The following is a 21632-nucleotide window of genomic DNA, read 5'->3' on the forward strand; positions in this document are numbered from 1 at the left end:
CCACGGTGTACGCGCGTTTCGACGCAACACCCTGACAACTCGAGGTGGTGACATGGCTGTCCCTCAGAATCGCGTAACCCGCTCGAAGCGTAACATGCGCCGCGCGCATGATGCCCTGGTTGCGGGCAACCCGAACGAATGCACTAACTGCGGCGAACTGAAGCGCCCGCACCACGTTTGCCCGTCCTGCGGTCATTACGCGGACCGCGAAGTGATCGCGCAGGCGAACGAGATCGATCTGGACGACGACGCAGCCTGATAAGGGCCAGCGTCGCATCTAAATGATCGTCGATTCAGCGACCACAGCGTCACCACGTCCTTCAGAAGACGAAGGCACCGTGGTGATATCGGTTGACGCCATGGGCGGCGACCGCGGCCCTTCGGTCGTGGTGGCTGGCATGGCGCAAAGCGCCGAAAAGAATCCTGAAATTCGCTTCATCGTCCATGGCGATGAAGTTGAATTGCGTGGTTTGATCGCCCGTAAGAAATCACTGGTTGGTCGTTGTGACATCCGTCACACCGAATCAGTCGTGACGATGGACGACAAACCAAGCCAGATCGTCCGCAAGGGCGCGGGCACCTCGATGTGGTCCACAATCGAATCGGTCAAACAGGGCGAAGCTCAGGTCGCTGTGTCCTGCGGCAACACCGGCGCGCTGATGGCGTTGTCGATGCTGCGGCTGCGCAAACTGCCGGGCGTCAACCGCCCCGCCATCGCCTGCCTTTGGCCGTCGCGGAACCCGCAAGGGTTCAACATCATGCTGGACGTTGGTGCCGATATCCGCGCCGACGCGCATGACCTTTTGCAATATGCGCTGATGGGCACCTCTTATGCCCGCAACGGCCTTGGGCTGACCTGCCCGCGTGTCGGTCTGTTGAATGTCGGCACCGAAGAACACAAAGGTCGCCCCGAACTGAAGCAAGCCCATGACATGATCGAAGCCGCCGCCAAAACCGGTAACTTCGAATACATCGGCTTCGTCGAGGGGGGGGATCTACCTTCGGCACGCGTGGATGTGATTGTCACGGACGGCTTTACCGGCAACGTCGCCTTGAAGACCGGCGAAGGCACCGCCAAGTTGGTTGGTGCGTTTCTGAAAGACGCGTTCTCGAATTCACTGATGTCGAAATTCGCGGCCCTCGTTGCAATGACGTCATTGAAACGATTGCAAAAACGTATCGATCCCCGTCGGGTCAACGGCGGGATATTCCTTGGCCTGAACGGAACGGTCGTGAAATCGCACGGCTCTTCTGACGCGACGGGTGTCTCCGCCGCGATCAAGCTGGCCTTCACATTGGCCAAGTCGGGCTTTCAGGACCGGCTGGCCGCCCGAGTCGCCTTGGGTGCAGCAGCCTCGGCCGACACGGCCGAGACAGGAGCATCGTCTTGATTCGACGTTCGGTCATCCGGGGCAGCGGACATTACCTGCCAGAACGCATCGTAGAAAACAGCTGGTTCGAAGAACGGCTTGAGACGACTGACGAATGGATCCGGTCCCGCACCGGCATCGAGCGTCGCCATTTCGCCGCCGAAGGTCAGACCACCAGTGATCTGGGTATCCGTGCTGCCCGCGTGGCGCTGGATCGCGCTAGTATGACGGCGGCTGATATCGACGGCATCGTTCTGGCAACCTCGACCCCCGACCTGACCTTTCCTGCCGTTGCGACGATGGTGCAGGCAGGTCTGGGCATGAAACGCGGCTTTGCCTATGACGTGCAGGCCGTCTGCGCGGGCTTTGTCTTTGCGTTGGCAAATGCCGATGCGATGATCCGCGCTGGTCTTGCCGATCGGGTGCTGGTCATCGGGGCCGAAACTTTTTCGCGCATTATGGATTGGACCGACCGTGGCACCTGTGTGCTGTTCGGTGACGGCGCCGGCGCGGTTGTTCTTGAAGCGCAGGATGGAAACGGGACCAGCGATGATCGCGGTATCCTTTCAGCCGACCTGAACAGCGACGGGACCTATCGCGATCTGCTTTATGTCGACGGCGGCGTTTCCTCGACCGGATCGGCAGGACAGTTGCGCATGCAGGGCAATCTTGTCTTCCGCCACGCGGTGGAAAAATTGTCCAAAACTGCTGCCGCCTGTTTGGCCAAAGCCAACCTGACCGATCAGGATGTCGATTGGCTGGTGCCGCATCAGGCCAATTTGCGGATCATCACCGCAACCGCGCAAAAGATGGGTCTGCCACTGGACAAGGTTGTCCTGACAGTTGCAGATCACGGCAACACCTCGGCGGCTTCGATTCCGCTGGCGCTGTCGGTTGCCGATCAGGAAGGTCGCTTCAAACCCGGCCAGTTGCTGGTTACCGAGGCGATCGGTGGCGGTCTTAGCTGGGGGTCGGTGGTTCTGCGCTGGTAACCAGCGCGGACCGTTACTTCAGCAAGGCATCCTTGCTGGCACGCCTGTTTATCCCGCCAAATTGCCGATGCGACCTGTCTTGGCCGCTTTGGCATGACACACACAGCTTGACCCCCGGCACGGCCTGACGGCGCGCCTGCGGGATCGGCTCATCGCAATCCGCACAAAATTCCGCACTGTTCCCACGTGCTGTCTGTCGGGCAGCGTTTTGACGTGCGCGGGCGACAGCCTCGGCTGTGTTGATGTCGATCTAGTCGTTTACCGCGCCGTCGCGGGCCCATCCTCCGGCCATGACAGTCCTTTCTGTTACCTGTCCTTTCAGATGGGGATTGCGGTAACAGGATGCAAATCCGGTCAGCACGGTTGACACAAGGGCAACCATTGGGAACACTTTGATGTGCAGGTGCAGAAAAAAGCCCTGCAACTCTGGGGAGGGTTCACAATTTGCCGATTATCCGTCTTATCGACGGCATAAACGAGGCCGTCGGGCGAATCGTTTCGGTCGTCGCGCTCGTTTTTGCCGCTATGATTATCTATGACGTTTTCATGCGCTATGTCTTGGGTCAGCCGACCCGCTGGGCCTTTGATGTCACCAAGCAGCTGTACGGATTTTATTTTGTTATGCTGGGCGGTTACGCGCTGCGCCATCAGGCCCATGTGCGTGTTGATCTGGTCACATCCCATCTGACCGGCCTGCCCCGCCGTCTGGTCGAGATTGCCGGTTACATCATCTTTTTCTTCCCCTTTGCATGGGTCTTTGCCACCCGCAGCTGGTCCTTTGCCATCACATCGTGGCGGCAGGGCGAACTGACCTATGGTGCGGTGCAACTACCCGTCTATCCGCTGAAAATGGCCATGTTCGTGGCCGCCGTCCTGCTGTTGATCCAAGGCATCAGCGAGGTTCTGAAACTGGCCCTGAACAAGGCCGACCATCTGGAGCCGCATGATGTCGGGTGAAACGATTGCACTGATCATGTCGGGCCTGCTGCTTCTGGGCCTGTTCATGGGACATCCGCTGGCGATGGTTCTGGGCGGCACCGCCGTTCTGGGTGCGCTGATCGCGGGCAAACCGATGGTGCTGGGCATCGTCATCAACCGCATCTTCGGCGACGTTCTGGACAATTATGTCCTGATCGCCATTCCGCTGTTCGTGCTGATGGCGCGGTTCCTGTCCGACAGCGGCGTCACCGACCGCATGTTCGAGGCACTGCGCCACCTGATGTCCCGCGTCACCGGCGGGTTGGGGTTGGCGGTCGTATTCATATCCATCCTGCTGGCCGCAACGACGGGGATTATCGGCGCATCCATCACCGTGATGGGCATGATGGCCCTGCGGCCGATGCTGCAATACGGCTATGACAAGCGGCTGGCGACGGGGCTGATCGCGGCCTCGGGCTGTCTGGGCATCCTGATCCCGCCGTCGATCATGCTGATCCTTATGGCATCCTATGCCCCCGGTCTGTCGGTTGGACAGCTGTTTGCAGGGGCGATGGTGCCGGGCATGCTGCTGGGGGTCATGTATGCGATCTATGTCGCCTTCATCGCATGGCTGCGTCCCGAATGGGCACCAAAGGTCGCGGACGCCGATAAGATCAGCCGCGGTGCCATGTGGCGCATGCTGATCGTCGAGGCTGTGCCGCCGCTGATCCTGATTCTTGGCATCCTTGGATCACTGCTGGCCGGTATTGCGACGGCGACCGAGGCCAGCGCCATTGGCGCGGTTCTTGCGCTGCTGATCGTCATCATGCGCGGGCGCTTCGAGTGGAAAACCTTCTATTCGGCGCTGCTGGAAACCGGACGCACATCGGCGATGATCCTGTTCATCGTCATCGGGGCCACGGCCTTTACCGGCGTTTTCAACATTACCGGCGGTCTGCGTGCCAGTCAGGACCTGATTCGCGGCTTGGCAGATGATCCCTATACGCTGGTGGCCGTCATGCTGCTGGTCGTGTTTATCCTTGGCATGTTTCTGGACTGGACGGGCATCGTGCTGCTGTCCTTCCCGATCTTTCTGCCCTTGGTCAGCGAAATGGGCATCAACCCGCTATGGTTCGTGGTCCTGATGGCGGTCGTGTTGCAGACCAGCTTCCTGTCGCCGCCCTTCGGCTATGCGCTGTTCTATATGCGCGCCATCGCCCCGCCCGAAATCAGGACAGCCGATATCATCATGGGCGTGCTGCCCTTTATCGGGCTGGTGCTGTTCATGTGCCTGATGATGATCCTGTTTCCGGCGCTGGTCACATGGCTGCCCGCCGTTCTGTACGGCTGATATTTTCACCCTGAGGAGGATAATATGAAACATCTGCTGACCACAGCCGCCCTTGCGTTGACCGTCGCCACCCCCGCCCTGTCCGAAAACTGGACGATGACCACGACGTGGCCCTCCAGCCTCGAACTGATCGAGCTGGACAAGCATTGGGTCGAACTGGCCAACAAGCTGGTTGATGACGACAAGCTAACCATCGAATTCTTTGACGGCGGCAGCCTTGTCCCCGCGGGCGAGGTTTTCGGCGCCGTCGAATCAGGCACCATTCAGGCCGGTGCCGACTGGCCGGGCTACTGGGCAGGCCGCGACAGTGCCTTTTCACCATTGGCCACCACCACCAGCCTGTTCAACGCTGTTGATTACGTGAACTGGATTCAGGAATGGGGCGGCAAGGATATCTATAATGAAGTTTATGGCAAATTCGGCATGGTCTATCTGCCCTATGGTGTGACCAACAACGAATCAGGCTTCCGCACCGTCAGCCAGCCGATCAGCACTCTGGAGGATCTTCAGGGCCTGCGTCTGCGGCTTTCTGGTCTGGAACAGGGTAAGTTGCTGGAAAAGCTGGGCGGCAATCAGGTCAGCATGGCGGGTGGCGAAATCTATCAGTCGCTGGAGCGCGGCGTGATTGACGGGGCCGAATTTTCCACGCCGAATGTCGATTTTTCGGGCGGCTTCCAGCAGGTGACAAAATACTGGTCGACGCCCGGCTGGCACCAGTCGTCTTCGGTCTTCGGGGTCATGATCAACAAGGGCGCGTGGGACGCGCTGGATGACGAAACCCGCGAACGTCTGGAAATCGCGGCCGAGGCGACGATGCTGTGGTCGCTGTCCTTTACGGAAAAGCGCGCGACCGAAGCCTATGGGCAGTTTCAGGAAGCGGGCACCGAAATTACCCGTTTGGACGATGCGGCACTCACGCGCGTGCAGGAACTGGCCAATGAAACCATCACCGAGGTTGCCTGCGAAAACCCGTTGTCGGCCAAGGTCTATGCCAGCCAGCTAAGCTATCTTCAGGATTACAGCAGCTGGCGCGAAGCTTCGGCGCCATTCAACCTTGGACGGACGCCGAATGGTCCTGATCTGGCTGAAATTCAGGCCTGCGCCGAATAATACGACATTAAACTTACAGCCAAGTATCGGGCGGGGAACAGTTTCCCCGCCCTTCTCGTTGACAGGGGACGCAAACACACCCATCCTTGATCCCAATCCAAGAGGACTGACCATGGGCTATAAGACTCTGACCCGAATGGACTTGGCCGAAGCGGTGTTCCGCGAAGTCGGCTTGTCACGTCACGAATCGGCACAGCTTGTCGAAAGCGTTCTGGATCATGTCTCGGACGCGCTTGTGCGCGGCGAACAGGTCAAGATATCGTCTTTCGGCACATTTTCCGTTCGCGACAAGAATGAACGAATCGGACGCAATCCCAAGACCGGGGAAGAGGTTCCGATCACCCCCCGTCGCGTCCTGTCTTTCCGCCCCTCGCATCTAATGAAAGATCGCGTGGCGGAAGGAAACAAGCGATAGGATCTGACTGACAGCATGGCCAAAAGCGCAGAGGCATTCCGATCCATCGGCGAGGTCGCCAAACTGATCGGGGTGGCACCCCATGTCCTGCGCTATTGGGAAACGCAGTTTACCTTGCTGCGTCCGATGAAACGCGGTGACGGCAGGCGGTATTACCGGCCTGCCGATGTCGCATTGATTGCTGGCCTTTGCGAATTACTACGCGATCAAGGTCTGACGATTCGCGGCGCCCGCAAGATATTGGCCGAAGATAAGGGCGCATCCGTACGCCATTTAGGCAATGAACGCTTGTCCCGCGATAACGCCGGAGCGTCTGGCACCACCGACCCGTTACCGCCCCTGCCCCGGACCGACTGGTTACTGCAGTTGCATGATCTTGGCCGCAGATTGCGCCATCTGGGGCCACGCGACCCACGCTGGCAGGCAGCAAGACCTGTTGCCATACGTCTGGGTCGGCTGCTGAACGCCGTTTTGTGACAGGTCATTGCAATTTGGCAAAGAATTCCGCCTCTCAGCCCTTGTGCCCGCTTAGGAAATCGCACTATACGGTGCGCGTCGGGCCGTGGCGCAGCCTGGTTAGCGCGTCCGTCTGGGGGACGGAAGGCCGCGAGTTCGAATCTCGCCGGCCCGACCATTCCGAAAACGCCCATTCTCATCCGAGAATGGGCGTTTCCCCTTTTTAAGACCACGATCAGGAGAGATCTGGATGAACGGTGTCCTGTCCGACAGTGAAATCCGCAACCTGATCAGCACTGGCGTTATCCGTGCCGATGCCCCGATTATCCCCGAACAGATCCAGCCAGCCTCGCTTGACCTTCGCTTGGGCCAGACCGCCTATCGTCTGCGCGCCAGCTTTCTGGCCGGTAAAGGCAAACGGATTGCCGACCGGATGGACGATCTGCAAATGCACCAGATGGACCTGTCTGGCGGCGCAGTTCTGGAACGCGGCTGCGTCTACTTGGTCCCGCTGCAGGAACGCATCACCCTGCCCCACGGGCTGACGGCGGTGGCCAACGCCAAATCATCGACCGGACGTCTGGACCTGCTGACGCGGCTTGTGACCGACGACGGCACGGAATTCGACCGCCTGCCCGAAGGTTATGACGGTCCACTTTATGCCGAGATTTGCCCGCGCAGCTTCTCGGTCCTTGTCCGCCCCGGCATGCGCCTGAACCAGCTGCGCCTGCGCCGTGGGCAGGCTGTTCTGAACGACGACCAGCTGCGCGATCTGCATGCCGACCAGCCCCTTGTCGGGGGCGGCGAACCGCTGATTGATCAAGGTTTGGGATTCTCTGTCGATCTGCGGCCCGAAACCGGCGATCTGGTCGGCTATCGTGCCCGCCCGCACAGCGGTGTCATTGATCTGGACCGGATCGGCAAATACCCCGCGTCGGAATTCTGGGACGAATTGCACAGCACCGAAGGTCGCCTGATTCTGGACCCCGGCGCGTTCTATATCCTTGTCAGCCGCGAATCAGTGGCCATCCCTGCCGATTACGCCGCTGAAATGGCCCCCTATCTGGCAATGGTCGGTGAATTCCGCGTCCATTATGCGGGTTTTTTCGATCCGGGTTTTGGCATCGGCGACACAGGCAACGGCGCGCGCGGCGTGCTGGAGGTTCGCTGCCACGAGGCGCCCTTTGTGCTGGAACACGGGCAGGTCGTCGGACGGCTTGTCTATGAACGCATGGCGACCCGCCCCGAACGCCTTTACGGCGAAGGGATCAAGTCGAATTATCAGGGTCAGGGCCTGAAGCTGGCCAAACAGTTCCGCTAAAGCGCCGCTGTCTGCCACAAACGAACCTTCAGCCCGCCATGCGCCACGATCGGGCCTGCGGGCTTGAAGGGCAGGCCGGTCGCCTTGGCCAGCCCCGCCTCGCTGGTAACGATGCCGATGCGCCAGCCTTGGAAGCGGGTGCGGAACACTTCGCCCATATTGCCATGCAAGCCGAACAGCGGGCCTTTGTTGCCGATCCTCGCGCCATAGGGCGGGTTCAGGATGACGATCCCCGGTTCGCAATCGGGGCGCTGCAAATCGGCAATCTGGCAGGCGTCAAATGTGATCAGATCCTCAACACCGGACCGTTCGGCGTTTGCGCGGCTCATCCGGATGGCACCGGGGTCGCGGTCACTGCCAAAAAACGGCGTCGAAACCGGGCGGCGCTGGACCTGCGCCTTCATCTGGTCCCATGCTGCAGGATTGTGGTTGGCCAGACGTTCAAAGGCAAATTCACGGCTGCGTCCGGGGGCAAGGCCCGCTGCCATTTCAGCAGCTTCCAATAGAAACGTCCCCGAACCGCACATCGGGTCCAAGACAGCTTGCGTGCCGTCATACCCCATTTCGGCCAGAAACATCGCGGCCATGGTTTCGCGCATCGGCGCTTTGGCCACCGCAACCTTGTGACCGCGTTTATGCAGCGATTCGCCCGTGGTATCGATGCTGAAAGTGACCAGATCATCCTCGATTCGGGTCTTGATGGTCATCGGCGCATCGGCGGCGATGGGCGCGCCCAGTTCTTCGGTGATCGCACGTTCGATCCGCTGCGTCGCCGCCCCCGCGTGATAGATTTTCGAGGCTTTGCACACCGCCTCGACCTTGACGGGCAGATCGGGGCGCAGGATGTCGCCCCATGCAAATTTACGCGAACGCTTGTCCAGCTGCGCCAGATGCATGGCACGAAAGCTGCCGATGCGGGCCAGAACGCGGGTCGCGCCGCGCAACATCAGGTTGGCGCGGCGAACATCTGTCCAGCCGCCCTGAATGGTTACGCCGCCCGGCTGGATCACCGGTTGCCAGCCCAAAGCAGCAGCCTCGGCTGCCAAAGGGGCTTCAAGACCCGGTGTTGCCACCAGAAAAATTTCGAAATGATTGTCGCTCATATCGCAGCCCTAGCGCGGGTTGCGCGAAAAGCAAAGCCTCAGCGGCGCGTCATGCGGTTCAGGTTCTTAATCCGCTTGGCAACATCTTGCGTTTGCTGGTTCGGACGTTGCTTTTTCCCCGCGATCTGGTCATCGGGTTGGTCGCCCTTGCGCGCAAAAGAGTTCACGCCCTTGTTGATCCCCCAGTTCATCGCCTTTCGGGCGATCAGCTTGGTAAACATATTGATCAGCATGTTCATATTCATTGGCCTGCCCCTTACGTGTCCTTGAACAGATCCTCGGGGGGATCCACATGTTCAATATCGTCATCCTCACCCCGTCCGGCAAGGGGCATGGCCAATCCTTCTGCCGGTGGACGCGAATCCAGCAACCCTGCCGCGCGTAATTCTGACAAACCGGGCAAATCGCGCGAGGTTTCCAGACCGAAATGATCCAGAAATCCGTCGGTTACCACAAAGGTCGCGGGGCGGCCGGGCGACATCCGGCGACGGCCCATGCGGACCCACTCCATCTCGATCAGTTGATCCAAAGTGCCGCGGCTGACGGCGACGCCGCGAATCTCCTCGATCTCGGCGCGGGTGACGGGCTGGTGATAGGCAATGATCGCTAGCGTTTCGATGGCCGCACGCGACAGGCGGCGTGATTCGACGGTCTGTTCCTGCATCAGGAAGGCCAGATCGGGGGCCGTGCGAAAGGCATAACCGTCACCAAGATGTTCGACCGTTACACCGCGCCCGTCATATCGGCGGCGCAGGGCGGCCAAAGCCTCGGCGGGGTCACAGCCATCGGGCATCCTTGCGGTCAGATCACGCATGGTGACAGGCACCGCAGAGGCGAACAGGATCGCCTCGACCATGCGTTCCTGCTGGTCCAGCGAGGGGGGCGGAAAATCATGGCTCATGCGTGGTCTGCCGATAACTGATGGGGGAAAAACTTTCGCCCTGCCGTATCTCCAGCCGCCCCTGTCGCGCAAGCTCCAACGAGGCGGCAAAGGTGGCGGCGGTCGCGCTGCGGCGGCGCTGGCCGTCAGCCTCCCACCCTTGGGGAAGAAAGACAGAAAGGTCGGTCCATTCGCCCGCAAAGCCGATCATCTTACGTAGTCGGTCCAGCGCCTGCTCCATCGTGAAGACATCCTTGCGATCAAAGGCATAGGGGCGGAATTCATCGCGGGTCTTCAGTCGGGCATAGGCGCGCATCAGGTCGATCAGGCCGGCCTTATATTCGGTGCGACGACTGCGGGCGATGGTGTCAGGTGCCCCGCGTGCAAAGCGGTCGATGCCCAGCCGGTCCCGCGCCATCAATTGCGCCGCCGCTTGGCGCATGGCCGACAGGCGTTCCAGCTGGAACGCCAGATGTCCGGCCATGTCTTCGGCAGTGGGACCATCGGCTTCGGGGTCGGGTGGCAACAACAGGCGCGATTTCAGAAAGGCCAGCCATGCCGCCATCACCAGATAGTCCGCCGCCAGTTCGATCCGCAGTTTGCGGGCCTTTTCGACAAAGCGCAGATATTGTTCGGCAAGTTCCAGAACCGAGATGGTCATCAGATCGACCTTCTGCGACCTCGCCATCGTCAACAGCAGATCCAGTGGCCCTTCATAGCCTTCGACATCGACGATCAACGCCTCATCCGCGCGGCGCTGCGCGACGTCCTCTGCCGCGTCGAAATCGGGCATATCTGCGGAAGACTGGGGCACGCGGCCTCCTGTTCGGGGGATCACCGGAGGGTTCGGGTCAGATTATGCCGGATTGCCGGTCAGTTCACGCCACTCAGCCATCAGACCGGCGATATCGGCGTCTTGCGGCGCATGGCGGCGTGCAATGGCAGCGTCCGCACGGCGTATGGCATCAGGCGACATGGCCCCTGCGGCCTGCACCACGGGCTGCATATCGGCAACGCTGCCATTGCAATGCAGGACCAGATCGCAGCCTGCCGCAATGGATGCCGCAGCCCGTTCGGCTTGCGTGCCTGACAGCGCATTCATTGTGATGTCATCGGTCATCAGCAGGCCATCGAACCCGATCAGATCGCGAATCAGTCCGATCATCCGCGCCGAGGCGGTTGCGGGGGCATCGTCCAGTTCCGTGAAACGGATATGCGCCGTCATCCCCATCGGCAGGTCCGCCAAGGCATGGAAGGGCGCGAAATCCAGCGCCTCCAGCGCGGTCTGCGATGCGGTTACGGTCGGCAAGCCATGGTGGCTGTCCGCGATGGCGCGTCCGTGTCCCGGCATATGTTTGACGACGGGCAGCACACCTGCTGCCAGCAAACCATCCGCCGCTGCACGCCCCAGTTCGGCCACATGCGCCGGATCGGTGCCAAAGCAGCGGTTGCGAAGGAAGGGGTGGGTGTCCGCCTGCGCGACATCCAGCGTGGGCGCACAGTTGGAATCGATGCCGACGGCGCGCAATTCCTGCCCGATCAGGTGATAACGCAGCCACATGGCGCGCAATCCGGCCTGTGCCTGATCCAGCGGGGCGGGCCAGTCGATCCATTGCGGACCGCGCAGACGTTGCACGCGCCCGCCTTCCTGATCGACCGTGATCACGGCGTCACGACCCACGGCGTCGCGCAGATCGCCGGTCAGGCGGCGCAATTGTTCGGGGCTTTTGACGTTCCGCCCGAACAGGATAAAACCCCACGGGTCGGCGTTACGGAAAAAGGCAGCCTCGTCGGGGGTCAAAGACGTACCGGCGATGCCGCCCAATATGGTCGCATTCTGGGTCATAGGGATGGGATCAACCGCCCAATGCCAGACAATCGGTCCCCGACGTTTTCAGTGCCGAACAGAACTGCCGCGCCTCGCTAAGGGACCCAAAACCGGCGACCCGCAAACGCCAGAAACTGCGCCCGTTGGAATCATGCTGCTGGATCACAGGTGATTTCCCCGAGAAAAGCGACGAATTTTTGCCCGACAGGCGCGCCCATTGGTTCTGGGCAATCGCACTGCTGTCAAAGGCACCGACCTGCACAACAGGCCCATTGGCCGAGCTGGCAACAACTGCCGGCTTATCCGCAGGCTTTTCGGCCACCGCAGCAGCGGGGGCCACAACGGGCGCGGCGGCGGCCACTTGGGTCACGCGCGGACGGCGCGTCGGACGCGAGGATGCAACCAGCACGCCGGGGTTTGCTTCGGCTTGGGCTTGGGCCAGCGCCTCGGTGATGGCGGCGGCTTGGGTGGGGACACCGTTTTCATCGGTCACGACACCGGTCACGGTACCCTCGCTTGCGGGGGCATCGATGATCGCGGCTTCTGCCACAGCCTGATCGGCCAGCGCGCGTTCAGCGTCGGCGGCGGCTTTGGCAGCCGCTTCGCTGTCGGACATTGGCACGATCGGTTCACCGGCAAAGGTCAGTGGCGTTTCGGACGGGTTCATCGGTTCGCGCGCTGTGGCACCCAATTGGCCCATCGCAACATCCTCGTCCGAAAGCTCGGTCGCGGCGGGGGCAATGGCCACCTGCTGGGCAGGGGATGCGGTATCGCCACCGGCAACTGTGTTCACCGCTAAACCGGTGTGATTGGTCAACTGGCCACCGGGATCATCGGCGGTAGTGCGGGCTTCGCCCTGAACCGCGCGGATGACCGGAACGCCCGACACATCGCGTGACACCAGCTGCCAGCCCCAAGCCAGCAGACCGACCATCAACCCGACCGAGGCGACAGCACCGACATAATGGGTCAGACGCCCCAAACGGGCCTGCAGACCATCCCCGTCAACGGCTGCGCCGTATCGGGGTTCTGCCTGCCCCTGGGCTTGGGTTTCATCCCATCCCTGCTGGTCATACGAGAATTCGCGCTTCACCTTGTGACGCGAGAACACATAGCCGCCTTCGCGGAAATCCATCACTGCCATGTCTGTCTGCCTGCCCGCCGGTTGTTCCGGATTAACGTTGTGACTGCTCTAGCATGTCCTGCAGCGGCACTGTTGATCAGCGCATTTCTTCTGCAGGTGCGACGCCAAGAATACCCAGACCACATGAAATAACAACGCCAACCGCCCGAACCAGTGCAATTTTTCCCTGGCTGGTTGCCGCGTCGCCATCTTGCACAAAGCGCAAGGAATGGTCTTCATTCCCACGATTCCAAAGGGAATGCAGGTCCGAGGCGATGTCATAAAGGAAGAAAGCGATGCGATGCGGCTCGTGTGAACGGGCTGCATTTTCGACCAAACGGGGCCATTCCGCGATCTTGCGGGCCAGTTCCAGTTCGGCCGGATGGCCCAAAACGGACAGATCGGCAGCCGCCAAGGCAGAATCGCTGACGTCGATACCGGCTTCTGTTGCCCGGCGCAGGATCGAATGGACCCGCGCGCTGGCGTATTGGACATACCAGACCGGATTGTCCTTGGACTGTTCCAGAACCTTGGCAAAGTCGAAATCCAGCGAGGCGTCGTTCTTGCGGGTCAGCATGATGAAACGTGTCACATCCGCGCCCGCTTCCTCGACCACGTCGCGCAGGGTGACGAAGGTCCCTGCCCGCTTGGACATCTTGAAGGGCTCGCCGTTCTTATACAGCTTGACCAGCTGGATCAGCTTGACGTCCAGCGGCACGCGACCGTTGGACAGCGCCTTGACCGCGGCGTTCATCCGCTTGACGTAACCGCCATGGTCAGCGCCGAAGACGTCGATCAATTGGTCAAAGCCACGGTCGATCTTATCCCAGTGATAGGCGATATCAGGCGCGAAATAGGTCCATGCACCGTCCGATTTCTGGATTGGACGGTCCACGTCATCGCCATGTGCTGACGACCGGAACAACAGCTGTTCGCGGGCTTCCCAATCCTCTGGCAGTTTGCCTTTCGGTGGTTCCAGCACGCCGCGATAGATCAGGCCCTGACTTTCCAGCCGCGCAATGGCGGATTCGATGCGACCCGTGCCGTAAAGCGCCTTTTCGCTGGAAAAGACGTCCATCTGCACGCCCAAAGCGGCCAGATCGCCACGGATTTCTTCCATCATCGCCTTTGTGGCGAATTCACGGATATCTTCCAGCCAGTCTTCTTCGGGGCGGTCCAGAAGGCTGTCGCCATACTTTTCCTTCAACGCCTCGCCGACAGGGATCAGGTAATCGCCGGGATAAAGGCCTTCACGGATCTCGGGCTCCAGCCCGTTCGCCTCGCGATAGCGTTCAAAGGCCGAACGTGCCAGCACATCGACCTGCGCGCCGCCGTCGTTGACGTAATATTCACGCGTCACATCATGACCGGAAAAGTCAAGCAGCCGCGCCAGCGCATCCCCGAAGACCGCGCCACGTACATGGCCGACATGCATCGGGCCGGTCGGGTTCGCGCTGACGAACTCGACGTTGACCTTCAGCTGCGCGCCCATATCCGAACGACCAAAGTCTGCACCTTTGGTCAGGGCCGCGGCAACCACGCCCTGCCAGACTGTGGGGGACAAACGCAGGTTCAGGAAGCCCGGCCCCGCAACCTCGGCTGCGGTGATGCGCGGGTCGGTCAGGCGGGCGGCCAGTTTGTCCGCAATGTCGCGCGGCTTCATTCCGGCAGGCTTGGCCAGCACCATTGCAGCATTGGTTGCCATGTCGCCATGCGCCGTATCGCGCGGCGGCTCGACCGTGACGTTGCCGTAATCCAGACCGGCGGGCAGTTCGCCCGCGGCAGTCATTTGGTCAAGCGCCTCGACGACGACGCCGCGAAGATCGGTGAATAGGTTCATCATTAGCTTCCTGATTGATGCTTGCGGGTTAACGCCACAGGTCGGGCAAGGTCAACACTTAGCCCCGAAACCGCGCCCTCAGGTGCCACTTTCCTTCTTGTTGCGCTGTTCTTCGGCCACGTCCTTGGCATCCTCCGCCAAGGCACGGGCGGCAGCATCACGCGCCGCCGCAAGTTCGGGCGGAAGGAAGGCCGTGATCCAGTCGCCGGAATTAGCCGCAACCGGCTGATCCGGCCCCAGAAAGCGCAAATCGCCGCCCTTTGTGACCACGACGAAAGGTTCGGCCCCCGGACGTTCGCTTTCCCATGTCTCAAGGTCGTATTCATCGGTCAGACGGGTGCTGCGCAGACCCCATCCTTCGGCCAGACGCTGGTTCACATCCTCGAATGTCATTTTTCCGACAACACGCTGTCCACCCAGCTGTGCGGGCAGGGCATGGCGGGAATTGTCCTTGACGCGGCTAAGTTGCCAGATCGCCTCGCGTCCCATTTCCGGCCCCAGATCGGTGGCGACCAGCGTATTATAGGCATCATTATCCGACGCCGTCAGAACCGAGGGGTAGGCGATGAATTCCACCTGGTGCTCGGCAGCCTCACCCAGAATATCGCCATAGAAGGTCGCAATGCCGGCATGGCGGGCCTTCGTCAGATGCTGGCGGTTGGTATCGGCAATCAGCGAATTGACCCCCGCCTTGTCCAGCGCCTGCGACAGGGCCACGGCAAAGGGCGAACCGCCGACAATCAGCAGGCCGGGGTTTTCCGCGCCCGACAGTTCCAGCCGTCGCGCCAAAGGCGCAAGGGTAAAGCCGTGGATAATGACCGTTGCCAGCACGATGATGAATGACAAAGGCGCAAGTGCTGCGCCATCCTCGATTCCGACGCTGACCAGCTGTTGCCCGAACAACCCTGAAATCGCCACCATCACCACACCGCGCGGTCCGGTCAGGGCAATCAACACACGTTCCTTCATCGGAAGCTTCGTTCCGATCAGTGGCAACAACACTTGCAATGGACGAACGACAGCCACCGTCAGCACGACGAACAGGGCAGCGCGCCATGTCAGCTGTGTCAGGGTCGCAAAATCAAGCGATGCTGCCATCAGGACGAAAACACCCGACACCAGCAGAATAGTAGCATGTTCCTTGAAACGGTGCAGTTCGGTATAGGAAGAGAGGTTGGCATTCGCCAGAACCATCCCCATCACCGTCACCGCCAGCAGACCGGATTCATGCAGGACCGTATCGGTCAGTGCAAAAATTGCGATCACAACTACAAATAGAACCGGCACCTTCATATATTCCGGCACCCAAGCGCGGCGGAAGGCAATTTCCAGCCCCTTGCCCGCAGCCAGCCCCGCCAGCAGGGCAAAACCGATCCCCGTTCCCAGCAGCATGACCGCATCGCCCGCCGAAAGGCCGGTTTCGATGACCAGAACCACCTCCAGCACAAGAACCGCGATCAATGCCCCCAAGGGGTCGTTCACAATCGCCTCCCATTGCAGGATCTGGGCGGGGCGGGCACGCAATTTGGCCTGCCGCAGCATGGGTGCGATAACTGTCGGGCCAGTGACGACCATAACGCCGCCAAAGACCGCTGCCGATTGCCATGACAGTCCGACGGCCAGCCACAGGACCAATGTCGACAGGGCCCACCCAAGCGGCGCACCAAGATAGACCAAACGTCGCACCGGACCTTTGGCATCACGCAGACGCTGGTATTCAAGGGTCAGGCCGCCCTCGAACAGAATAATGGCGACGGCCACGCTGATCAGGGGTTTATAGATCGGGCCAAGATCGCGGTCGGGCAGAAACAGCCCCATCACCGGACCGACCAACAGGCCGATGCCCAGCATCAGCACAATTGCGGGCAAGCGGAAACGCCATGCCAGCCATTGCGCACCCACGCCCAGCACGCCAACCAGCGCCACCACCTGCACGGGGCTAAGCGCCTGCATCACACCATCATCCATTCCTGCCCCTTCGCATCCTTGTCGTTCCAAAGCCCTAACTAACAGCTTGGGTTCCGCCCGTCTGCCATGACGCGGAAGATTGACGCGGCAGGCAGTTTGGTCTAGGCGATGCTGGCTTGCATCCGGCAGGCAAGAAGGCGGGGCGTCCGTAATTGCGTCCCAACTTTGTCGCGATTGCGCCGATCGGCGCGCGGCATGGAACGCATTCGCGCCGCAGACGGCGTGGCTAATGGAAAGCCCCCTATGATAAAGTTCTCTGATCTGAAGCTTGATCCCAAAGTGCTAAAGGCCATAACCGAAGCCGGTTATGAAAGCCCGACGCCCATCCAGCAAGGCGCGATCCCGCCCGCACTGGAAGGCCGCGACGTGCTGGGGATCGCGCAGACGGGAACCGGCAAGACCGCCAGCTTTACCCTGCCGATGATTACCCTGCTGGGCCGTGGCCGTGCACGTGCGCGTATGCCGCGCAGTCTTGTGCTGTGCCCGACGCGCGAACTGGCCGCACAGGTCGCGGAAAACTTTGACACCTATGCCAAGCACACCCGCCTGACCAAGGCCCTGTTGATCGGCGGCGTCAGCTTCAACGAACAGGACAAGCTGATCGACCGAGGCGTAGATGTGCTGATTGCAACGCCCGGCCGTCTGCTGGACCATTTCGAACGTGGCAAGCTCTTGCTGACCGGCGTGCAGATCATGGTCGTGGACGAAGCCGATCGCATGCTGGACATGGGCTTTATCCCCGACATCGAACGCATCTTCCAGATGACGCCCTTCACGCGCCAGACTCTGTTCTTCAGCGCGACCATGGCACCTGAAATCGAACGCATCACCAATACCTTCCTGCATGCGCCGGAACGGGTGGAAATCGCACGCCAGTCCAGCGCCAGCGAAACCATCACCCAGCGTCTGGTGGAAATCGCCGCAACGCGCCGCGACACAGCCTCGAAGCAAAAGCGCGACCTTCTGCGCGCCCTGATCGAGGCTGAAGGCGAAGATCTGAAAAACGCCATCATCTTCTGCAACCGCAAGACGGATGTGGATATTGTGGCGAAATCACTGGCCAAATACGGCTATGACGCAGCGCCGATCCATGGTGATCTGGAACAAAGCCAGCGCACGCGCACGCTGGAATCCTTCCGCGACGGCAAGCTGCGCTTGTTGATTGCGTCCGATGTGGCTGCCCGCGGTCTGGATATTCCGGCCGTTAGCCATGTCTTCAACTATGACCTGCCCACCCATGCCGAGGATTACGTCCACCGCATCGGCCGGACCGGTCGCGCGGGCCGTCTGGGAACCGCGATCAGCATGTCGGCCCCTTCGGATGAAAAATACCTGACGGCGATTGAATCGCTGTTGAAAACTACCCTGCCGCGCGTCGATCAGCCTGCCGGATTTTCGGCATCGGGTGCCCCTTCGGCCCCCGCACGCAAACCCGAAGACGCACCGCAGGACGACCGCAAGGGTGGCAGCCGCGAACGCAGCCGTCGCCGTCGCCGTGATGACGACCAGCCCGCAGCGCAGGCCAATGCCGCCCCCGCCCCCCAACAAGAACCCGCCAAACCCGAGGTTGTTATGCCCGAGGTCATCGAACAGACCCGCAAGGAAGCCCAGCCCCGACAGGAGCAACCGCGCCAGCAGCCCCGTCTTGCCGCTGCGGCAGCACCCGAACAACCGGCACGCCGTGACAACCGTCGCGATGGCCGCCGTGGGGGCAACGATGGCAATCGCGGTCAGCAGATCGTCGGCATGGGCGATCATGTCCCGCGCTTTATGCTGGTCGAATTGCGCACCACCGACACCCCCGAGGATGACGACACAGCCGTCGCCCCTGTGACGGATACCGCGCCGCAGGCAGCGGTCGAAGCGCCCGCCAAGCCCAAGCGCACCCGCAGCCGTCGCAAACCGGCAGCCGCCGCAGCACCTGTCGCCGAACAGCCCGCACAGAACACTCCCGCCGCGCCGCAGCCCGAGGTTGCCGCTGCACCGCAGGCAGAAACCGCACCCGAGCCGCAGGTGGAAGCCGCACCCCAGCCCGACGCGACGGAAGCACCGGTCAAGCCCAAGCGGACCTATACCCGCAAGACCGCTGCCAAGCCCGCAGCAACCGAAGGCGAAGAAGCCCCCAAGCCCAAGCGGACCCGCACACGCAAGCCTGCTGCGACCACCGAAGCCGCCGCGACCGAAACAGCAGCAGAACCTGCGGAAAAGCCGAAACGCACCCGCCGCAAGAAAGCCGAAATCGAGGCTGATGCTGCGGTTGAAAAGCCCAAGCGCACCCGTCGCAAAAAGGCCGATATCGAGGCTGAAGCAGCGGCCAAGGACACTTCCTCCGAGGGATAATGACCGCGGGTCTTTCCAGCCAGATCCCGTTAAGCCTGCATCGTAGGGGCCGACCGCCCCTGCGACAGCTGTGGCCGGATCTGCTGCTGGGGGCGGTTGCTGCCTTGGGACTTGCGCCTTTCGGCATCTGGGCTGCGACACCTGTTGTTCTTGCGATCCTGATCTGGCGGCTGGCGCGTGTGCGGGCCGCCGCCGTTTTCTGGCACAGCCTTGTCGCAGGCTTTAGCTGGTTCGCCCTTGCCCTGTTCTGGATCGTCGAGCCGTTTCTAGTCGAACCCGAAACCTATGGCTGGATGGCACCTTTCGCTTTGATGCTGATGGCGCTTGGCGGTGCCTTGTTCTGGGCCATCCCCGCATGGGCCGCTGCGATCTGGACGCGCAACTGGCGGTCCCAAGCCATCGGCATCGCCGTGGCGCTGGCCCTGTCTGACTGGCTGCGCGGCTGGATTTTCACCGGTTTTCCCTGGGCGCTGATCGGTCACATCTGGATCGACACCCCCGTCGGCCAACTGGCGGCATGGGGTGGCGCGCTGGGGCTGACTGTCTTTACCATGACACTGGCCTGCCTTCCGACGCTGCTGTGGCGTCCCCATATGACGCGCATCGCAGGCTATCTTCCCGCTATTTTCGTGATGATCCTGACCATCGGCGCGGCGTGGGCCGTGGGTCTGGCCCGATTGGCCAGCCCTGCCCCCCCAGATACGGGCAAGGTCGTCCGCATCGTCCAGCCGAATGCAACACAGCATCTGAAATGGGACCCCGAATGGTCACAGGTCTTTTTTGACCGCCTGATGGATCTTTCAGCCGAACCCGGCGCGCATGATCTGGTCATCTGGCCCGAAACCGCCGTGAACTTCCTGCTGGAGGATGCCACAGGCCTGTTACCGATCATGTCGCAAGCGGCAGGCGCGCCGCTGGTCATGGGCATCCAGCGTCGCGACGACAGCCGCTATTACAACAGCCTTGCCGTCGTCGACCCCGGAGGAGAAGTCAGCCAGACCTATGATAAATTCCATCTGGTGCCTTTCGGCGAATATGTCCCATGGGGTGACCTGCTGGCCCGCATCGGCATCAGCGCCTTCGCTGCCCAGCAGGGCCACGGCTATTCCTCGGGAAGCGGCCCGAAGGTCATCCGGACGGGCGATATCCCACCCTTCCAGCCGCTGATCTGTTACGAGGCGATCTTTCCCCAGCATCTGCGTAACCTGACGTCGCGACCCGCATGGATTTTACAGGCAACGAATGATGCATGGTTCGGTAATATTTCAGGGCCGTACCAGCATCTGGCACAGGCACGGTTGCGGGCCATCGAAAGCGGCCTGCCCGTGGCGCGGGCAGCAAATACCGGTGTCAGCGCGATGATCGACGCCAAAGGCCGCATTCTGGACAGTCTGGAGATGCAGGTGGCGGGCAAGATGGATGTGATGTTGCCCGGGGCATTGCCGACGACCCTGTGGGTCCGGATTGGCAATCTGCCATTGCTGATCCTGCTGTCGCTGGTGTTATTTGCAACCCTGCGGATCAGGCGGCGCTAAGGGGGCCAAAGCCCCCCGCAGTTGACCCGCGACATTCCTAGTCGCGGATAAAGCGGCTTTCCTTGATCTGGTCCCATGCCCAGACAACCTCGGACAGGCGATCCTCGTCCGAACGGTCGCCGCCGTTCATGTCAGGGTGCAGATCCTTGACCAGCGCCTTGTATTTCTTACGAATTTCAGGGCGGGTCCAGCTGTCCTTCGCTTCCAGAATATCCAGCGCGCGACGTTCGGTGGGCGGCAGCTTGCGGGTGCTGACCTGTGCGCGGGCTTCGGGGGCTGTGCCATTCGCGCCAAGGATCTCATGTGGATCGCTGACGCCGTGGCGGGCCCATTTCTGTTCCTCGGTGCTTTTGCTGAACGGCTTGGTCGGACGTTCCCACACCGTGGCATTGTCGATGAACTGCTGGAATTCTTCTTCGGACTGGCCTTGGAAGTAATTCCAGTTGGCGTTGTATTCACGCACGTGTTCTTTACAGAACCAGAAATAATCATCCAGATTGCGCGGGTTCTTGGGCGCGCGGTATTGACCTGGTTCGTCACAACCTTCGCGTTCACACACGCGGGTCGAGGTTTCGAAGGCACCCGACATCCCTCTGCGGCCTTTGGACTTGCGCTTTTTGTCCTTGGCAGCAGAAATGTCGAAACCAAACGGGTCGTTCTTGCTCATGGTTGGGGCACCTTTGCGACTCGGAGGCGGCAGTCTATGCTATCTGGCGGCACATGAAAGGGCTTGACGAAAAGTTATGCAGTTGATTTCGGATGAAATGACAGAGCGGCTGGAAAGCCTGACCCCCACCCGGCTGGAAATATTCGACGAAAGCGAAAGCCATCGCGGCCATTCAGGTTTCCGTGAAGGCGGGCAAAGCCACTTTCGCATTGTCATGGCAAGCCCTGCCTTTGCGGGATTATCACGGTTGCAAAAGCACCGGCTGGTGCATGAAACCCTGGGCGATATCGTTCCGCGCATCCATGCATTGGCGCTGGAATTAACCGAAAGCTGAAACGTTAGCGCCCCCAGTCTTGCCGCCCCGCGGTGTGATCCCTAGAAGCGCGGTAAATTTGCCCGAACCACACAGGGGATA

General features: G+C 61.0%; 21 protein-coding genes, 1 tRNA gene and 1 pseudogene. 13 read left to right on the forward strand and 10 right to left on the reverse strand.

Going from position 1 to position 21632, the window contains the following annotated elements:
• Positions 1-52: 52 nt before the first annotated feature.
• From rpmF to DWB67_RS11665, 3 genes are read left to right on the forward strand one after another with little or no spacing between them, the layout of a single operon-like run.
• Positions 53-259 (forward strand): 50S ribosomal protein L32, encoded by a 207-nt coding sequence (gene rpmF, locus DWB67_RS11655; RefSeq protein ID WP_119807717.1) that lies wholly within the window; start codon positions 53-55, stop codon positions 257-259.
• A gap of 22 nt (positions 260-281) precedes the next feature.
• Positions 282-1391: a phosphate acyltransferase PlsX gene (gene plsX / locus DWB67_RS11660; RefSeq protein ID WP_119807718.1), complete on the forward strand. Its 1110-nt coding sequence runs from the start codon at positions 282-284 to the stop codon at positions 1389-1391.
• Positions 1388-2362 carry a beta-ketoacyl-ACP synthase III gene (locus DWB67_RS11665; RefSeq protein WP_119807719.1) on the forward strand — a complete coding sequence of 325 codons (975 nt, stop codon included), beginning with the start codon at positions 1388-1390 and terminating at the stop codon, positions 2360-2362. The genes plsX and DWB67_RS11665 overlap by 4 nt, the downstream gene beginning before the upstream one ends.
• Positions 2363-2375: 13 nt before the next feature.
• Here DWB67_RS11665 and DWB67_RS11670 read toward each other — a convergent pair whose 3' ends face one another.
• Positions 2376-2612, reverse strand: coding sequence for a TraR/DksA C4-type zinc finger protein (locus DWB67_RS11670; RefSeq protein ID WP_255418664.1), 237 nt, complete (start codon positions 2610-2612; stop codon positions 2376-2378).
• 194 nt (positions 2613-2806) lie between these two features.
• Here DWB67_RS11670 and DWB67_RS11675 point away from each other — a divergent pair, with 194 nt between their 5' ends.
• The 7 genes from DWB67_RS11675 (at position 2807) to DWB67_RS11705 (ending at position 7933) form a co-directional block, all read left to right on the forward strand.
• Positions 2807-3319 (forward strand): TRAP transporter small permease subunit, encoded by a 513-nt coding sequence (locus tag DWB67_RS11675; protein WP_255418661.1) that lies wholly within the window; start codon positions 2807-2809, stop codon positions 3317-3319.
• A complete protein-coding gene (locus DWB67_RS11680; protein ID WP_182911573.1) occupies positions 3309-4631 on the forward strand; it encodes a TRAP transporter large permease subunit in 1323 nt (440 codons plus the stop codon). The genes DWB67_RS11675 and DWB67_RS11680 overlap by 11 nt, the downstream gene beginning before the upstream one ends.
• Positions 4632-4655: 24 nt before the next feature.
• On the forward strand, positions 4656-5741 hold the full coding sequence (gene dctP, locus DWB67_RS11685; RefSeq protein WP_119807720.1) for a TRAP transporter substrate-binding protein DctP: 1086 nt from the start codon (positions 4656-4658) through the stop codon (positions 5739-5741).
• Positions 5742-5853: 112 nt separating this feature from the next.
• On the forward strand, positions 5854-6156 hold the full coding sequence (gene ihfA / locus DWB67_RS11690; RefSeq protein ID WP_119807721.1) for an integration host factor subunit alpha: 303 nt from the start codon (positions 5854-5856) through the stop codon (positions 6154-6156).
• Between the two features lie 15 nt (positions 6157-6171).
• A complete protein-coding gene (locus DWB67_RS11695) occupies positions 6172-6633 on the forward strand; it encodes a MerR family transcriptional regulator (protein WP_119807722.1) in 462 nt (153 codons plus the stop codon).
• A gap of 79 nt (positions 6634-6712) precedes the next feature.
• Positions 6713-6790, forward strand: a tRNA-Pro gene (locus DWB67_RS11700).
• Positions 6791-6862: 72 nt separating this feature from the next.
• Complete coding sequence (locus tag DWB67_RS11705; RefSeq protein ID WP_119807723.1) at positions 6863-7933, forward strand: 2'-deoxycytidine 5'-triphosphate deaminase; 1071 nt, start codon at positions 6863-6865, stop codon at positions 7931-7933.
• On the opposite strand, the gene DWB67_RS11710 is transcribed toward DWB67_RS11705, so the two are convergent.
• The 8 genes from DWB67_RS11710 to DWB67_RS11745 form a co-directional block, all read right to left on the reverse strand.
• On the reverse strand, positions 7930-9036 hold the full coding sequence (locus DWB67_RS11710) for a class I SAM-dependent RNA methyltransferase (protein ID WP_119807724.1): 1107 nt from the start codon (positions 9034-9036) through the stop codon (positions 7930-7932). The two genes, DWB67_RS11705 and DWB67_RS11710, sit on opposite strands and share 4 nt — an antisense overlap.
• Positions 9037-9074: 38 nt before the next feature.
• Positions 9075-9275 carry a hypothetical protein gene (locus DWB67_RS11715; protein WP_147385928.1) on the reverse strand — a complete coding sequence of 67 codons (201 nt, stop codon included), beginning with the start codon at positions 9273-9275 and terminating at the stop codon, positions 9075-9077.
• 17 nt (positions 9276-9292) lie between these two features.
• Positions 9293-9937, reverse strand: coding sequence for an SMC-Scp complex subunit ScpB (gene scpB, locus DWB67_RS11720; protein WP_119807726.1), 645 nt, complete (start codon positions 9935-9937; stop codon positions 9293-9295).
• A complete protein-coding gene (locus DWB67_RS11725; RefSeq protein ID WP_119807727.1) occupies positions 9927-10709 on the reverse strand; it encodes a ScpA family protein in 783 nt (260 codons plus the stop codon). Before DWB67_RS11725 ends, scpB begins: the two co-directional genes overlap by 11 nt.
• Positions 10710-10772: 63 nt before the next feature.
• On the reverse strand, positions 10773-11762 hold the full coding sequence (locus DWB67_RS11730; RefSeq protein ID WP_119807728.1) for a glycoside hydrolase family 3 N-terminal domain-containing protein: 990 nt from the start codon (positions 11760-11762) through the stop codon (positions 10773-10775).
• Between the two features lie 10 nt (positions 11763-11772).
• Positions 11773-12888, reverse strand: coding sequence for an SPOR domain-containing protein (locus DWB67_RS11735; RefSeq protein WP_119807729.1), 1116 nt, complete (start codon positions 12886-12888; stop codon positions 11773-11775).
• A 76-nt stretch (positions 12889-12964) separates the two neighbouring features.
• Positions 12965-14707, reverse strand: a complete 1743-nt coding sequence (argS, locus tag DWB67_RS11740) for an arginine--tRNA ligase (protein WP_119807730.1) — start codon at positions 14705-14707, stop codon at positions 12965-12967.
• 78 nt (positions 14708-14785) lie between these two features.
• Positions 14786-16675: a sodium:proton antiporter gene (locus DWB67_RS11745; protein WP_119807731.1), complete on the reverse strand. Its 1890-nt coding sequence runs from the start codon at positions 16673-16675 to the stop codon at positions 14786-14788.
• A gap of 243 nt (positions 16676-16918) precedes the next feature.
• Here DWB67_RS11745 and DWB67_RS11750 point away from each other — a divergent pair.
• Positions 16919-18526: pseudogene (locus tag DWB67_RS11750) on the forward strand (DEAD/DEAH box helicase); the annotation flags it as partial.
• A 488-nt stretch (positions 18527-19014) separates the two neighbouring features.
• Positions 19015-20550, forward strand: a complete 1536-nt coding sequence (gene lnt / locus DWB67_RS11755) for an apolipoprotein N-acyltransferase (RefSeq protein WP_119807733.1) — start codon at positions 19015-19017, stop codon at positions 20548-20550.
• Between the two features lie 37 nt (positions 20551-20587).
• Here lnt and DWB67_RS11760 read toward each other — a convergent pair whose 3' ends face one another.
• Positions 20588-21217 carry a J domain-containing protein gene (locus DWB67_RS11760; RefSeq protein ID WP_119807734.1) on the reverse strand — a complete coding sequence of 210 codons (630 nt, stop codon included), beginning with the start codon at positions 21215-21217 and terminating at the stop codon, positions 20588-20590.
• A 76-nt stretch (positions 21218-21293) separates the two neighbouring features.
• Here DWB67_RS11760 and DWB67_RS11765 point away from each other — a divergent pair, with 76 nt between their 5' ends.
• Positions 21294-21551 carry a BolA family transcriptional regulator gene (locus tag DWB67_RS11765; protein WP_182911568.1) on the forward strand — a complete coding sequence of 86 codons (258 nt, stop codon included), beginning with the start codon at positions 21294-21296 and terminating at the stop codon, positions 21549-21551.
• Positions 21552-21632: the final 81 nt, after the last annotated feature.

Source organism: Paracoccus sp. JM45 (assembly GCF_003590715.1).
GTDB lineage: Bacteria > Pseudomonadota > Alphaproteobacteria > Rhodobacterales > Rhodobacteraceae > Paracoccus.